The sequence below is a fragment of the Actinosynnema sp. NPDC050436 genome, assembly GCF_040655415.1.
Taxonomy (GTDB): domain Bacteria; phylum Actinomycetota; class Actinomycetes; order Mycobacteriales; family Pseudonocardiaceae; genus Actinosynnema.
In genome coordinates this window covers 770741-784027 of sequence record NZ_JBFAJV010000002.1, presented here as the reverse complement: position 1 = coordinate 784027, position 13287 = coordinate 770741, and the positions used below count along the sequence as shown (strand labels likewise).

16 protein-coding genes are annotated in these 13287 nt (G+C 74.0%); 7 read left to right on the top strand and 9 right to left on the bottom strand.

The features are described 5' to 3' along the window. Nucleotides 1-10: 10 nt before the first annotated feature. Complete coding sequence (locus AB0I60_RS07795) at nucleotides 11-331, top strand: TetR family transcriptional regulator (protein ID WP_360726649.1); 321 nt, start codon at nucleotides 11-13, stop codon at nucleotides 329-331. A gap of 62 nt (nucleotides 332-393) precedes the next feature. Next, the gene (locus tag AB0I60_RS07790; RefSeq protein ID WP_360726647.1) at nucleotides 394-555 is read left to right on the top strand and encodes a hypothetical protein; all 162 of its coding nucleotides are present in this window, start codon (nucleotides 394-396) and stop codon (nucleotides 553-555) included. 30 nt (nucleotides 556-585) lie between these two features. Here the strand turns inward: AB0I60_RS07790 and AB0I60_RS07785 are convergent, their stop codons facing one another. The 5 genes from AB0I60_RS07785 to AB0I60_RS07765 form a co-directional block, all read right to left on the bottom strand. Further along, the gene (locus AB0I60_RS07785; protein WP_360726645.1) at nucleotides 586-3162 is read right to left on the bottom strand and encodes a DUF2156 domain-containing protein; all 2577 of its coding nucleotides are present in this window, start codon (nucleotides 3160-3162) and stop codon (nucleotides 586-588) included. A gap of 258 nt (nucleotides 3163-3420) precedes the next feature. Then, nucleotides 3421-3600: a hypothetical protein gene (locus tag AB0I60_RS07780; protein ID WP_360726643.1), complete on the bottom strand. Its 180-nt coding sequence runs from the start codon at nucleotides 3598-3600 to the stop codon at nucleotides 3421-3423. Beyond that, on the bottom strand, nucleotides 3597-4481 hold the full coding sequence (locus AB0I60_RS07775; protein WP_360726642.1) for a hypothetical protein: 885 nt from the start codon (nucleotides 4479-4481) through the stop codon (nucleotides 3597-3599). Before AB0I60_RS07775 ends, AB0I60_RS07780 begins: the two co-directional genes overlap by 4 nt. Nucleotides 4482-4603: 122 nt before the next feature. Next, on the bottom strand, nucleotides 4604-5269 hold the full coding sequence (locus AB0I60_RS07770; RefSeq protein ID WP_360726641.1) for a MerR family DNA-binding protein: 666 nt from the start codon (nucleotides 5267-5269) through the stop codon (nucleotides 4604-4606). A gap of 65 nt (nucleotides 5270-5334) precedes the next feature. Further along, on the bottom strand, nucleotides 5335-6276 hold the full coding sequence (locus tag AB0I60_RS07765; protein WP_360726640.1) for a hypothetical protein: 942 nt from the start codon (nucleotides 6274-6276) through the stop codon (nucleotides 5335-5337). A gap of 228 nt (nucleotides 6277-6504) precedes the next feature. Between AB0I60_RS07765 and AB0I60_RS07760 the strand changes: the two genes are divergently transcribed. The 3 genes from AB0I60_RS07760 to AB0I60_RS07750 all read left to right on the top strand — a co-directional run bounded on the left by AB0I60_RS07760 (nucleotide 6505) and on the right by AB0I60_RS07750 (nucleotide 8597). Next, nucleotides 6505-7716 carry a peptidoglycan DD-metalloendopeptidase family protein gene (locus AB0I60_RS07760; RefSeq protein ID WP_360726639.1) on the top strand — a complete coding sequence of 404 codons (1212 nt, stop codon included), beginning with the start codon at nucleotides 6505-6507 and terminating at the stop codon, nucleotides 7714-7716. A 105-nt stretch (nucleotides 7717-7821) separates the two neighbouring features. Continuing rightward, entirely contained in the window at nucleotides 7822-8334 is a 513-nt protein-coding gene (locus AB0I60_RS07755; protein WP_360726637.1) for a hypothetical protein, read from the top strand. Beyond that, the gene (locus AB0I60_RS07750; protein WP_360726636.1) at nucleotides 8265-8597 is read left to right on the top strand and encodes a hypothetical protein; all 333 of its coding nucleotides are present in this window, start codon (nucleotides 8265-8267) and stop codon (nucleotides 8595-8597) included. Before AB0I60_RS07755 ends, AB0I60_RS07750 begins: the two co-directional genes overlap by 70 nt. A 60-nt stretch (nucleotides 8598-8657) precedes the next feature. Here the strand turns inward: AB0I60_RS07750 and AB0I60_RS07745 are convergent, their stop codons facing one another. Further along, nucleotides 8658-9887, bottom strand: a complete 1230-nt coding sequence (locus AB0I60_RS07745) for an MFS transporter (protein WP_360726634.1) — start codon at nucleotides 9885-9887, stop codon at nucleotides 8658-8660. Nucleotides 9888-9951: 64 nt separating this feature from the next. Here AB0I60_RS07745 and AB0I60_RS07740 point away from each other — a divergent pair, with 64 nt between their 5' ends. Then, a complete protein-coding gene (locus AB0I60_RS07740; protein WP_360726632.1) occupies nucleotides 9952-10317 on the top strand; it encodes a MerR family transcriptional regulator in 366 nt (121 codons plus the stop codon). On the opposite strand, the gene AB0I60_RS07735 is transcribed toward AB0I60_RS07740, so the two are convergent. Then, a complete protein-coding gene (locus AB0I60_RS07735; RefSeq protein ID WP_360726630.1) occupies nucleotides 10284-11315 on the bottom strand; it encodes a hypothetical protein in 1032 nt (343 codons plus the stop codon). The two genes, AB0I60_RS07740 and AB0I60_RS07735, sit on opposite strands and share 34 nt — an antisense overlap. Nucleotides 11316-11419: 104 nt before the next feature. Here AB0I60_RS07735 and AB0I60_RS07730 point away from each other — a divergent pair, with 104 nt between their 5' ends. After that, nucleotides 11420-11995, top strand: coding sequence for a TetR/AcrR family transcriptional regulator (locus AB0I60_RS07730; protein WP_360726628.1), 576 nt, complete (start codon nucleotides 11420-11422; stop codon nucleotides 11993-11995). Between the two features lie 13 nt (nucleotides 11996-12008). Here AB0I60_RS07730 and AB0I60_RS07725 read toward each other — a convergent pair whose 3' ends face one another. Both AB0I60_RS07725 and AB0I60_RS07720 read right to left on the bottom strand, forming a co-directional pair. Next, nucleotides 12009-12185 carry a hypothetical protein gene (locus tag AB0I60_RS07725; protein ID WP_360726626.1) on the bottom strand — a complete coding sequence of 59 codons (177 nt, stop codon included), beginning with the start codon at nucleotides 12183-12185 and terminating at the stop codon, nucleotides 12009-12011. Nucleotides 12186-12398: 213 nt separating this feature from the next. After that, nucleotides 12399-13280 (bottom strand): NAD-dependent protein deacetylase, encoded by an 882-nt coding sequence (locus AB0I60_RS07720; RefSeq protein WP_360726624.1) that lies wholly within the window; start codon nucleotides 13278-13280, stop codon nucleotides 12399-12401. Between the last annotated feature and the right edge of the window lie 7 nt (nucleotides 13281-13287).

Below are 13287 nucleotides of genomic sequence, written 5' to 3'. Positions count from 1 at the left end.
GCGGATCGTCGTGGCGGCGGCCGGGTTGTTGGCCGAGGGCGGGATCGACGCGGTGTCCACCCGGGCCGTCGCGGCGGCGGCCGGTGTGCAGGCGCCTGCGCTGTACCGGCTGTTCGGGGCCAAGCAGGGGCTGCTCGACGCGGTGGCCGCGCACGGGTTCGAGCGGTACCTCGCGGCCAAGCTGACGTCGCCGCCGGGTGCCGACCCGGTGGAGGACCTGCGGCGCGGGTGGGACGTCCACGTCGGGTTCGGGCTCGCGCACCCGGCGTTCTACGTGCTGATGTACGGCGTGGCGCGGCCCGGCAGGCGGCCGGCACGGGCGTCACGCTGAGCCTGATCACCGATCCGTCCGGCGGCGGCGACCCCGACCTGTCGGCGCACACCCGGGAGATCGTGCCGGCCTCGGTCACCACCGACGCACGACCGGACCTCGATGCCTCGCCGGCCGCCCGCGCGCTGGCCCTCGACTCGACGCTGGACCGGCATCCCCACCCGCTGAGCCCGACCGAGGCCGCGCTGCTGAAGGACTGGCTGCGGCGGCTGGCCACGGGCTGAGGCCGGCCGGGGTCAGCGGGACAGGGACGGTCAGCGGGACAGGGACGGGCGGCGGGACAGGGACGGGCGGCGGGCGCGGCGGGCGGCGAGCATCCGGGCCAGGCGGACGCCCTGGCGGATGTTCATGCCGGGCAGGTAGGCGCGGCTCACCGCGTTGGCGATCCGGGGCAGCGCGGCCGGGTCCGGGTAGGCCATGAACATCGGCCGGTAGACCGGCTGGAACTTCGCCTTGAACGCGAACAGCGAGCGGAAGCCGTACACCGGTTCCAGGACCTGCCCCGCGAAGTCCAGCACGCGCTGCACCCCGCACGCCCGCACGCCCCGGTCGAGCCGGGCCAGGGGTGCCCCGGACAGGCTGAGGAACCCCGCCCCCTCCTCCTTGAACGCCATCGCCGCCGAAGCGATCAGGAACTCCATCGAGCCGGTGAACGCGGTGGCCCGCCGCCGCATGAAGTCCAGCGTCCAGCCCGCGACCTCGCCGTCCACGTACACCGGCAGCCAGCTCGTCACGCCGTGCACGGTCCGGTCCGCGTCGACCGCGATCAGGCACCGCACGCCGTCGCCGGACAGCTCCTCCAGCCCGCCGAGCGTGAACCCCATCTCCGGCAGCCCCTTGTCGGCCACCCACTCGGCCGAGATGGACCGGATCTGGTCGGTGAGCGCGGGCGGCGCGTCGGCGTAGCGGACCCACTCGGCGGTGATGCCCTGCTTGCCCGCCTTGTTCAGCGCCGTGCGCACGTCCTGCCACTTCTTGCCGGTGAACTGGAGATCCGGCAGCGGGATGACGGTGTCCTCGGCGACCTGCACGGCGTGCCAGCCCAACGGGGCGACTTCGTCGCGCAGCTCCTCGCTGATGCTGTACAGGCACGGGGTCCAGCCCTCGTGCGCGCAGAACGCCGCGAACCCGCGCACGGCTTCCCGGCACGCGTCGGGCGGTCCGATGGGGTCGCCGACCGTGAGCGCGATCGTGGCCACCACGCGGTACGCGACGACCGCGCGCCCGTCGGGCGTGAACCAGTAGCGGTTGCCGTGCCAGGTGGTCATGTAGGAGAACGACGTCCCGCCGTGCGCCACCATCAGCTCACGCGCACGCGCGGCGGCGTCCGCGTCCTGCACGCGACGCGCGCTCCACGACGCCTGGAGGAGAGCGCCGAGCACGATCAGCCAGAACACCGCGCCGACGTACTCGAACAGCACGGCGGCGAGGAAGCCCTCAGGTCGGAACGGCGTGGACACCAGGCCGAGGTACCCCGGCGGCAGGAACCGCGCGGGCAGGTCTGCGAGCAGGTCGGCGAAGTCGGGCTGCGGGCTGAACTGCGCCCGCGCGAGCCACCCGCCGAGCAGGTACACGGCGCTGAGCCCGACGAGTCCGGCGGTGGTGGTCTTCCAGAACCGGCGCACGGGCGTGGCCAGCGGGAAGTGCGCCCGGGTGAGCAGCAGGACGACCACGGTCCCCAGCGGCAGCAGGAACGGGATGCAGTACTCGACCAGCACGCTGGGGGTCAGGGTGGTGCTGCCCAGCAGCACCGCCTCCCACAGGTACCAGCCGATCAGGCCGGTCATGGCCACGTTGACCGCGAGCGCGGCCCACCACGCGAACCGCCGGCCGCGCCGCAGCCCCTCCGCGAGCACGAGCAGCAGCAGCGCGGGCATGACCGACATCAGCAGCGCGGGCAGCCGGTCGTACACGGCCTGGGTGGACAGCGTGTGGCACAGGTCCACGAGGTCGGGATCGGCGCAGTAGGACGCCAGGGTCCCCGCGTCGGGCTGCGGCACGGCGAGGACGTCGGCGAACCACGACAGCGGCCCGTTGGAGTAGGGCGACACCAGCACCACGATCGGCCCCAGCGCGGACGCGGCGATCAGCAGCGCGACCAGCAGCCGGGTCTCCTCGCGCGACGGCGGGGCGGGCGCGGGTCGTCCGCGCACGGCGACCGCGCCGATCACCAGCCCGACCACGCCGCCGCACAGCCGCAGCAGGTCCTGGAGGTACCCCGAGTACAGGGCCAGCACCAGCAACGCGAGCACGAGCAGCAGCCGCACCCGCCGCCGCCACAGCGGCGGCAGGCGGAAGCTCAGCACGAGGGCCAGGCCGACGACGCCGGTCGACGGGCCGACGGCGAGGTCGTAGCCCAGGTAGTCCAGCCAGCTCCACCCGGCTGCCGCGCCGACCTGCACCAGGCCGCTGCCGGCGAGCACGCCGAGGACGTGGCAGGCGACCAGCAGGCCGCCGGCGCGCGCCGACCCGAACTCGCGCTCCGCGACGGGGCCGAACACCACCAGCAGCGCGGTGGTCGCCAGGTAACCGGCGAGGTTCGCGCACCACAGCGAGGAGGTGAACGCGGTCCACAGCGGGGACGTGACGCCGAAGCCGACGCGGTCCAGCAGCTCGTCGGACGGGCCGGACCAGAGGCTGCCGGTGACCGCGCCGACCGTCCACAGCGCCGCCAGCGCGGCGGCGGTGGCCGGCGCGCGGCGGGCGAACGCGCCGAGCCCGCCGGCCCGGCGCACCACGGCGGTGAGCCGCACCGCCGCCGTCGCCACCCGTTCCCGCCGGGTGCGCCGGACCGCTGGGCCCGGCGCACCCCCACTCGCGCCCGTCGACACGCTCGAACACCTTCCCCCTCGTCGCGGTGGCCCGGCTCGTCCGGTGGACCCGGTGCCCGGCCGCGCGCACATCCGTGCGTTGTGACCAGTTGACCGCGAGGAGGAGGGCCGGCACATCGGTCCAACGGATGCGGGTGGTCCATCCGAGGGGTGAAGGACCGTCAGACCGAGGTAGGACAACCCCGGCCGGGCAGCACCCGTCCGGTCGGGCCGCCGCGCCCGGGGGTCGGTGCCGCCCGGGACGCGGCGGTGCCGGGCTCAGCGCACGCGGCGGTCGAAGAAGGCGGCGACCACGGCCCGCACGCGGGGCACCGCGCGGTGCGGTTCGATCGCGCCGACCAGCCGGTCCCGGTCCGCCCCGGTCATCAGCCCGGCGGCCTGGAACTGCGGGGCCATCGCGGCGAAGTCGGTGAGCACCCAGTGCGTCGAGTCGGTCATCGCGCGCTTGGTGGTGCGGCCACCGTGCGCGAGCATCGCCGCCCACGAGCTGTCGTAGCGGGCGTCGCGGTAGCCGTCCGTGCCGAACAGCAGCAGCGGGCGGTCCACGCCGTGACGGCCGATCGGGAGCAGCTCGCCCGGTTGTCCGGGCTGCGCGGTGCCGTGGTCGAGGTAGCCCTCCGAGTTGACGGCGGCGCGCGGGGCAGGTGGCGCGGCAGGAGCTGCCCGTCCACGTCGGGGTTGCCGCCGCGAGCCAGGACCTCCAACTGGTCGAGGACGAACCGGGTGTCGACCATGGCCCGGAACACCTCGGGGTGGGTGCGCGGGTCGGCGGGCAGGGCGATCGTGCGCAGCCGGCCGCCGGGGAACTCGACCTCGCCGGTCTCGCCGGGGTGGTCGAACGACACCACCACGTACCCGCGACTGGCCAGGTCTTCGGCGAGCGTCGTGTTCACCGTGCGCGGATCGGCTGCTGCGGGGCTGTAGAGCAACACCGGACGCCTTACGGGTGACGCGGGCGCTCCGGCGTGCGAATGGGTCTTGATGGCTGCCCAGTCGACACCGGACTTGGGCAGCTCGGGATGGGCCGCAGTCACGTCCAGCCAACCGAACGTCTCGGCGGCCTTCGGCGTCATCTGCGGTGCCACGGGGTAGCCGCGCACGTCGTGCGCGGGGTAGAACACGGTCGCCATCAGCTCGCGGGCCCGCCCCTGGGCGTCGGGCCACGGGTCCGGCCGATCCCGGTCGACCAGGTGCAGCGTCGTGACGCCGACCGGGTGCGGTCCGGTCGGCGCGGGCAGCCGGACGGCGGTGTCGGCGTTGGCCGACCCCGTCCAGACGAGCACCAGCACGGCGGTCAGAGCCGCTGTCTTGCGCATCATCGACACATCATCGACACATCTCCCCCTTCTCCGGTTCCGGGCAGCGGGCAGCGCGGAACCGGCAAGAACCGGATCCGGACTGTGCGCCCCGAACTGCTACCGCGCAGCCACGTGGATGCGGCTCACGTAGTCCCACAGGCCGTCGCCCAGGTCGGACACCGGCTCGTCGGGCAGCACGTCACGCAGCACGCCGTGCCCGTGCGCCCGGAAGAACGCCGCCATCGACGCCAGGATCGACGGGTCCCCGCCCGCGAAGTCCCGGCCGACGCCGGCCGGCCGGCGGCCCAGCTCGCGGACCTCCGGGTCGTCCGGCGGGTGTCCGCGCGGTAGTGGCCGACGATCGCGGCGAGCACCTCCGGCCACTCCGCCCGGAGCTGCCCGCGACCGGCCTCTGTCAGCCTCTCGGCCTGCCCGTCGAGGAACTCGCGCTGCTCCCCGGTGAGGCAGTCGTCGAAGATGCCGGTGCAGCCGAGCAGGGCGAGCAGCCCGCCGGGGTCCTGCCTCGCCGGGCCGTCGAGCTGGTCGAGCAGCCCCCTGGTCTGCCTGCGCAACGCCTCCAGCCGCGCCGCCTGGTCGTCCAGCCGGTCCAGGTGGCCGGTCAGCACCTCGCGCAGCGGGCCGTGCGACGGGTCGGCCAGCACCTCGCCGACCTCCTCCAGCGACATGCCCAGCTGCCGCAGCAGGCCGAGCTCGTCGTAGTGGTGCAGGGTGCGCACGGTCAGACCGGTGACCTCGGCCGGCACGCCGACGCTCCAGCGCGGCTGCTTCCCGTGCCCGACCCCGGTCATGCCACCGACTCCAGAACCTCACGCCGCGTCAGTTCCGACACCGGATCCGCGCCGCGCAACCGTGCTCAGGACCAGTCCCAGCCGATGCCCAGCACGCCCGGCTGCACGTCCCTCGCCGTCACGTGCAGCACCCGTCCAGGGGTGAGCGACAGCTCGTCGCCGTGCACGAGCGGGGCGTCCGTGCCCGGCTGGGCCAGGGCGTAGCAGCGGACCGGGAGCCGGGGTTCGGTGAAGTGCACGCTGAGCACGTACGCGCCGACCGGGTAGCGGAACGCGCGGCGGTAGTCGCGGGCGGGCACGCCGGTCTCGCCGATCGTGAAGCGGTACTCCAGCAGGTGCGTCCGGCCCGCGCGCAAGGTGTGGTCGAACAGCAGTTCCGCCGCGATCACCGGCGCTCCGGGGTGCCGCCGCACGCGCCCCAGCCGGCAGTTCACCAACGCCTCCACGCCCAACGCGTCGGGGGACGTGCCGGGGTCCGCGCAGTACACCGCCAGGTAGCGGTCGGGGTGGCCGGCGACCGCGCGCAGCACCTGCCTGGTCCGCACCGAGCGGAGGGCGCCGTGCACGTCCACCTCGGCCGCGTCGTCCTGCGACCACAGGCGCAGGTCGCCGTCCGACGGGCCGACCAGCGCCTCCACCGTCTCCGCCAACGACTGCGCGGGTTCCAGCATCCGCCCGTAGCGCCGGGGCTGCGCCTGCTTCGACACCCACCGGCCGCGCGGGCGGGGCGGGCCGAGCAGCGCTTCCAGCGAGTGCCGGGGCAGGCCGAGGATGGTCTCGATGGCCTGCACGGCGCGCAGCGAGTCCGCGCGTTCCGGGCGGCTGCGGCCGAGCCGCCAGTAGCTCAGCGTGGACAGGCTGACGTGGATGCCGCGCCGGTCGAGGCGGTCGCGCAGCCGTTCCAGGGTGAGGCCGCTGCGCTCGACGGCGGCGCGCAGCGCGGCGTGGAACGGGCCGGTGCGCAGCAGCACGTCGACCTCGTGGCCGGAGTCGGGCGGGACGACCACCGGACACCTCCTCCACTGTGGAAGAAAACAGTTTAGGAGCCGCCCCACGTCCGATATGACCGACGAAGGTGGGTATCCCTCCACAGTATTGGGGGCACATTCCACAGTCGTGGGTCACCTGGTGCAGGCGACCTTGACCACGTCGGACCTCCGGTATGTCATCGGCGCGGCGGCCCCCTGCAAGAGCCGCCGGATCCCTGCCCTGTGCCGATTTCCCCTGGAGGGCACATGTCCCGTCCGTTGTCCGCGCGGCGGTTCGCCGCGCTGTTCTCCGCGCTCGCGGCCGGCGCCGTGGTGCTGGTCGCGCCGTCCGCCACGGCCGCCGCGCCCGAGCCCGACCTCGCCGCGACCGTCCGCGCCACCATGCTCCAGCAGCACGGCGAGGCGCTGAAGCGGGAGTGGGGCACGCAGTCGTTGCGCGAACCGCTGTTCGAGCCCACCCGCACGTCCGGCTCGTGGGTGTTCGGCAGCACCACCATCCCGATGACCTACGGCCAGGAGCACGGCGCTCCGCACATGGCGCTGTTCCTGGCCCGCAAGGAGCGGTCCGCGTGGCGGGTCGAGCTCGACGGCACCGCCGGGTTCGCGGCACTCGCCGCGCAGGCCCCGTCCGCAGTGCTCAGCGACGGCGAGAAGCGCACGTTCGCGGCCAACCAGAGCAGCCGCGCGCAAGCGCTCGCGCCGACCGGTCTCGGCCTGCCGTGGCCGGTGAACGTGGCGTGGTGGATGGGCGGCGGTCCGCACGGCAACAGCGGCAACAGCCGGCCGTTCAGCTCGATCGACTTCAACGGCGGTGACGGCCGCGTCCTGTCCGCCGGCAACGGCCGCGTCTACAAGAGCTGCATCGTGGGCCGCAGCGCGCTGGTGAAGGTCGTGCACGACAACGGTTACAGCACCACCTACTACCACATGTACAACCTGACCACGCTCGCCGACGGCAGCGCCGTGCGCACCGGTACGTACCTGGGCAACATCGGCAACGAGCTGCCGTGCGGCGGTTCGAGCACCGGGGCGCACGTGCACTTCTCGTTGCTGCGCGGCAACTCCCACATCAGCGTCAACGGGATGACGATCGGCGGCTGGACCTTCTACGAGGGCTCGCAGGCGTACGGCGGCTACGCGCAGCGCGGCAGCACGCGCGTGAACGTCGGCGGCCGGGTCACGAACTACGGCGGTGGCGGCACGACGCTGCCCACCGGCACCGTGGACGGGGGCTCGAACAGCTCGGTGAACCTGCGGTCCGGTCCCGGCCTGAGCTACTCGTCGGTGGGCACGGTCGCGGACGGCGCGGTGGTGTCCATCGCGTGCACTTCTCGCGGCGAGGCCGTCGACGGGGTGTGGGGTCGCACGGACCTGTGGAACCGGCTCGAAGACGGCAAGTGGATCAGCGACGGTTTCGTGAACACCGGCTCCGACGGACCGGTCGCCGCAGCCTGCTGACGCGGGAGTGCCGGTCCCGCCCCGCCGGGCGGGACCGGTGCCGTCCGCGCGGCTGCCCCGGCGGTCGTGCGCACGGGATGTCGTACCCACCGCCTACGACGCGCCGTGATCGACTCCGGAGCGCCGGCCGTCGACGGTTCCTGGCAGCTCACCTGGGCCGGCGACCGGCTGGACGGGGCCGTGTTCCGCCTCGCCCCGGGCACGGCCGCCGGGCGCGGCGGGCTGGTGGCGCGGCTCGGCGCGGACGCGAGCGACCCGGAGCAGTGGGAGGCCGCGCTGGTCGAGGCGCTGCTCGCCGACCCGGTGTCGGCCGACCTGCGCCGGCTGGAGCTGCACCTGACCGACTTCCACCACTCCGCGCGCCGGGCCGCGCAGGCGCTGGCCGGCCACCGGCGCGGCCGGCTGACCTCCCTGCACTTCGGGCACGACTTCCAGCTCCTGTTCGAGGACGCCACCACCTCCACCGGCGGCCGGATCGACTCGACGGCGCGGCTGCACGAGGGTTCGTGGACGATTCGGCCAACGGCCTGTGGCACGCGCTGCCCGCGTTGCGCGAGCTGTCCGCCGAGGGCGGCCTGCTGTTCGACGACATCGACGGCGACGCCCTGCCCGCGTTGACCGAGCTGCGGTTGCGCGGCGCGGTGCTGTCCGACGGCGCCGTCTTCCCGCACAAGGTGCCCGGTGTCGTCACGCTGGTGCTGGAGATCGCCGCCGACGTCCACGGCACCGCCTGCCCCGTCGAGCAGTTGGCGACCCTCGACCCGGCCGGGTACCCCGCGTTGCGGCACCTCCACCTCGGAGAGGCGGAGTTCGACGGCGGCGACCACCCCACCCTGATGGCGTTGGCTGAGTCCCCGATCTTGCCCCGGCTGGAGAGTTGACGTAGCGCAGCCTCCACATCGGCGGGGACGAGGTCGAGGACGACGTGGCCGGGATCCTCGCTATCGCCGAGTAGGCACCGCACCCGCCTCGGGACCGCTCGCTGCGGACGGGTGCGCCGGTCGCCCGGCCGGTCGGGGGAAGCCGCGACCCACCAACACCACCGCGAGCACCGGCACGAGCAGCGCCGCCGTGGTCCACGGGAGCGACAGCGGTCCGGCAACTCCGAGCAGGAGGCCACCGACGACACCGCCTGCCGCCATGGCCACGTTCCACAGGGTCACCAGCATGGCCTGGGCGCTGTCCGCCTGGTCCCCCGCCACGTCCGCGACCGCCGTCTGGAGCAGGGTCGGGATGCCGCCCCACCCCAGGCCCCACAGCGCGACGGCGGCGTAGACGAGGGCTTGACTGTCGTTCAGCGCGGCCAGCGCCGCCGCCGCGACGGCCACCACGAGCGTGCCCGCGACGGTGAGGGTGCGCAGCCGGCGGTCGATGTGCGCGCCGACGTACCCGATGCCGACGATGGACGCGACGCCGTACACCAGCAGCACGACGTCGACGGAGTCGCCGAGGCCGACCTCGCCGAGGTAGGTGGCCACGTAGGTGTAGAACACGGTCTGCGCCAACACGAACACGAACGTCGTGAACAGCACGGCGGTCACGCCGGGGTGGCGCAGCGCGGCGCGTGCCCGCACCCGGCCGGCGGGGCTGCCCGGCTGGTCCGGGACGAGCGCGACGATCGCCGCGACCAGGAGGACGGCCAGCGCGGTCACCGCCCAGAACGTCGCCCGCCAGCCGACCAGCCCGCCGAGGGCGGTGCCCGCCGGGATGCCCAGCGACAGCGCCACCGGCAGGCCCGCCATCACGACCGCCACGGCGCGGCCCGCCAGGTGCGCGGGCACGAGGCGGCGGGCGTAGCCGGCCAGCAGCGCCCACACCACGCCCGCCGCGATGCCCGCGACGAACCGGGCGGCGAGGGTGAGCGGGTAGGCGGCCGACACGGCGGTGACCGTGTTGGCCGCCGCGAACCCGGCCATGGACACCAGCAGCAGGCGCTTGCGCCGCCACGTCGCCGTGGCCGTGACGAGCGGGATGGCCGACACGGCGGTGCCGACGGCGTAGATCGTGACGAGCTGCCCGGTGGCGGGCTCGCCCACGCCCAGGCCGCCGCTCATCGCGGGCAGCACGCCGGCCGGCAGCGCCTCGGTCAGGACGGTGACGAACGCGGCCAGGGTGAGTGGCAGCAGGGCTCTGAGCGGGAGGCCGGGAGGAGCGGGAGTCCGGTTCGACATGACCGTATGCTCGGACCATCACACCTGTGTGAAGGTCCACTGCCGTGACCGTGAGGTGGAGCACATGCGCATCGGGGAACTGGCCGAGCGGACCGACACGTCCCGCCGGCTGCTGCGCTACTACGAGGAGCGCGGGCTGATCGTGTCCACCCGGTCCGCCAACGGCTACCGCGACTACGACGCCGCCATGGTCGACCGGGTGCTCCAGGTCCGGGGGCTGCTCGACGCCGGGCTGCCCACCCGGATCATCAAGCAGGTCCTGCCCTGCCTGGACAAGCCCCGGTCCATCCACTTCCCCGACGCCACCCCGGAGATGCTCGCCACCCTGGAGCGGGAGCGCGACCGGATGACCGAGCGGGTCCGCTGCCTGACCCGCAACCGGGACGCGATCTCCGACTACCTCGACGCGGTCCGCTCGTACGTGCCCTGAACCGGACCGCTCCGCCCGTAGACCTCGGCGAGCGCCGTGCTGCCCTCCTTGGGCACGCGCGTGCCGTCCAGGTCCACCCGGACGACGCCGAAGCTGCCGAGGTCGAGGTCCGGCTCGCCGCCGTGCGGCAGGTGGAAGCACGCGTAGGTGCAGGCGAACGCCGCGTCCACACCGGCCCGCTCGAAGACCTCGACCAGCTCGCGCAGGTACTCGGCCTGCTCGCGCTCGTCGCGGACCAGGTCGCGGCCGAACCCGGTCGGGCGGCCGTCCGCGTACTCCACGACGAGCGTGCCGCGCGCGCCCAGGTCGCCCGCGCCCCGGTAGGTCGCCGCGCCGAACTCCGTTATGGCGACCGGCTTTCCCTGCGCCACGAGCGCGCGGATCAGGTCTTCGTAGCGGTCGGCGATCTCGACGGCCCGGTAGGCATCGACCGACACGATGTCGAAAGGCGTCCAGTCCACTCCCTCGAACGGGATGGACGCGTAGGTCACCGGACCGCCGAAGTGCCCGCGCACCACCGCGACCGCCTCGGCGAGGAACTCGTTGATCCTCCAGGGCACGTCCGCCAGCAGCGCGGCGACCCGGTCGCGCGGTCCGTCCAGCAGTGCGGCCGTGCGCTCCAGGCCGTCATCACCGGGCAGGAATCCCTTGGTGAACAAGCTCAACTCGGCCCCGGTCACCAGGACCACGCGCGCACCGCCTTGCCGCAGGCGTTCGGCGCGGCGGGCGCAGTCCGCGAGGAGGGCGAGCAGTTCGGCGGTGGTGAGCTCACACGTGAACGGCGAGAACCACACCTCCAGGCCGAGGTCGGCGGCGATCCGGGCGGCGACCTCCAGCCGGTCCGGGTCGCCGCCGGTCACCCGCACCGCCGTGCAGCGCAGGTCGTCCCGGATGCGCCGCAGGTCGCGCCCGACCGCCTGCGGGTCCCAGCGCTCGTGCGTGCTGACGCCGAACTGGTTGACGAACCCGGTGTCGTACCCGATGCCCTTGCCGCGCATGATCGACCCCTCACTTTTACGGTACGTCTCGTACCTTAACAGCGAAGTCAGCACACGCCCAGAGCAGGGTGTTAGGGTACGGCGCGTACCAGGAAGGGGACGACGTGGCGGAGACCCGGCGACGCGGGGCGGAGCTGGAGCGGGCGATCCTGACCGCTGCCGCCGAGGAGCTGGCCGAGTCCGGGTACGAGGGTCTGACCATGGACCGGGTCGCGAAACGGGCCGGCACCAACAAGAACGCCATCTACCGCCGCTGGCCGAACCGGGCCGTGCTGGGCGTGGCCGCCTACCGGCACCTGGTGACGGCGGCGGTCGACCTGCCCGACACCGGGAGCCTGCGCGAGGACGTGCTCGAACTGCTGCGCCGCGCGAACCGGCACTGGACGTCGCCGCACGGCGCGATCCTGCGCGGGCTGATGGCCGGGATCGGCGTGCCCGAGCTGCTGGCGCAGATCCGGGACGAGGTGGGCGACGCGGGCAGCGCGCTCTGGCTGACCGTGCTGGGCCGCGCGGTGGCCCGTGGCGAAGCCCGTCCGGAAGCACTGCACCCGAGGGTCGCCACGGTCGCCGTCGCCTTGCTGCGCAACGAGTTCCTCACCAGCGGGGTGCCGAACGTGCCGGACGCCGTGCTGGTCGAGGTGGTGGACGAGGTCTACCTGCCGCTGGTGCGCGCGCGCTGACGCGGCACGCCGGTCACACCGCCGGGCGCAGCTCCCGGCCGGATGCGACGAGGTGTTCCCAGGTGCGCCCGCGCTGGCTGGGAGGTTCGGAGCCGTCCGCCGTGCGCAACGGGTACACCAGGCCGAACGGGACCGGCTGGTCGAACTCGTCACCGCTGCGGACGTCGACCAGGTCTCGGATGTGCGCCATGACGTCCTCCTCGCCGGAGAGCGGAACGGCCCTGCCGCCACAGGGCCGTTCCGGGGGTTGTGCCGACTGGATACCCTTTACCGCACAACGACACGCTGCGACATCAGGGTGAAATCCCCTGGTGGCGGCACCCTGCACGACCCGAGGGCGGAAGCGGTCGCGCACCGGTCCGCCCACGCGGTCCACAGAGGACCGGCACGGCGTCGCCCGCTGTCAGACGGCCACCCGCACCGCTTCGCACACCTCGGTCAACGCGCGCCCCAGCGGGAGGTCGACGCGCGCGGTCGCGTGCTGGTCCCCCCTCGTCTCGCCCTGGTTCACGATCAGCACCGGCGTACCCGCGCCCGCCGCCCGCCGGACGAACCGGAGCCCCGACATGACCGTCAGCGACGAGCCGAGGACCAGCACCGAGCGGGCGCCGTCCACCATCCGCGCGCACTCGCCCACCCGCGACCGGGGCACGTTCTCGCCGAAGAACACCACGTCCGGCTTGAGCACGCCCGCGCAGTCGGCGCACGCCACCACCCGGAACCCGCGCACGTCCTCGTCCGCCAGGTCCGCGTCGCCGTCCGGGTTGATCCGCGCCACGTCCGCCGTGAAACCCGGGTTCGCCGCGCGCAGCCTGCAGTCCAGCTCCTCGCGCGGGCTCGCGCGGCGGCAGTCCAGGCACACCACCCGGTCGAGGTTGCCGTGCAGCTCGACGGCGTCCGCCGTGCCCGCCGCGTGGTGCAGGCCGTCCACGTTCTGGGTGATCACGCCGGACACGTGCCCGGCGCGGCGCAGCGCCGCCACCGCGCGGTGGCCGGCGTTGGGGTCGGCGCGGGCGATCGTGCGCCAGCCGAGGTGGCTGCGGGCCCAGTACCGTCGCCGCCCGGCCTCGCTGCCGGTGAACTCGTCGTAGGTCATCGGGGTGTGCCGGCGCAGGCTGCCCGCCGCGCCCCGGTAGTCGGGGATGCCCGACTCGGTCGACAGCCCCGCCCCGCTCAGCACCACGACACCCCGGTCGGCGACCGCCCGCACGACCTCGTCCAGGCTGGTCGTGCGCGGCAGCGGCGCACCCGTGGCGGTCCAGCTCAGCGTCGGGCGTGTGCGCATCACCCCA

Excerpts from the sequence above, each read along its gene's own strand:
- AB0I60_RS07775 (WP_360726642.1), bottom strand. The coding sequence starts at position 4,481 with ATGATGCGCAAGACAGCGGCTCTGACCGCCGTGCTGGTGCTCGTCTGG.
- AB0I60_RS07740 (WP_360726632.1), top strand. The coding sequence starts at position 9,952 with ATGCGCATCGGGGAACTGGCCGAGCGGACCGACACGTCCCGCCGGCTG.
- AB0I60_RS07760 (WP_360726639.1), top strand. The coding sequence starts at position 6,505 with ATGTCCCGTCCGTTGTCCGCGCGGCGGTTCGCCGCGCTGTTCTCCGCG.
- AB0I60_RS07780 (WP_360726643.1), bottom strand. The coding sequence starts at position 3,600 with ATGACCGACTCGACGCACTGGGTGCTCACCGACTTCGCCGCGATGGCC.
- AB0I60_RS07725 (WP_360726626.1), bottom strand. The coding sequence starts at position 12,185 with ATGGCGCACATCCGAGACCTGGTCGACGTCCGCAGCGGTGACGAGTTC.
- AB0I60_RS07720 (WP_360726624.1), bottom strand. The coding sequence starts at position 13,280 with ATGCGCACACGCCCGACGCTGAGCTGGACCGCCACGGGTGCGCCGCTG.
- AB0I60_RS07745 (WP_360726634.1), bottom strand. The coding sequence starts at position 9,887 with ATGTCGAACCGGACTCCCGCTCCTCCCGGCCTCCCGCTCAGAGCCCTG.
- AB0I60_RS07770 (WP_360726641.1), bottom strand. The coding sequence starts at position 5,269 with ATGACCGGGGTCGGGCACGGGAAGCAGCCGCGCTGGAGCGTCGGCGTG.
- AB0I60_RS07735 (WP_360726630.1), bottom strand. The coding sequence starts at position 11,315 with ATGCGCGGCAAGGGCATCGGGTACGACACCGGGTTCGTCAACCAGTTC.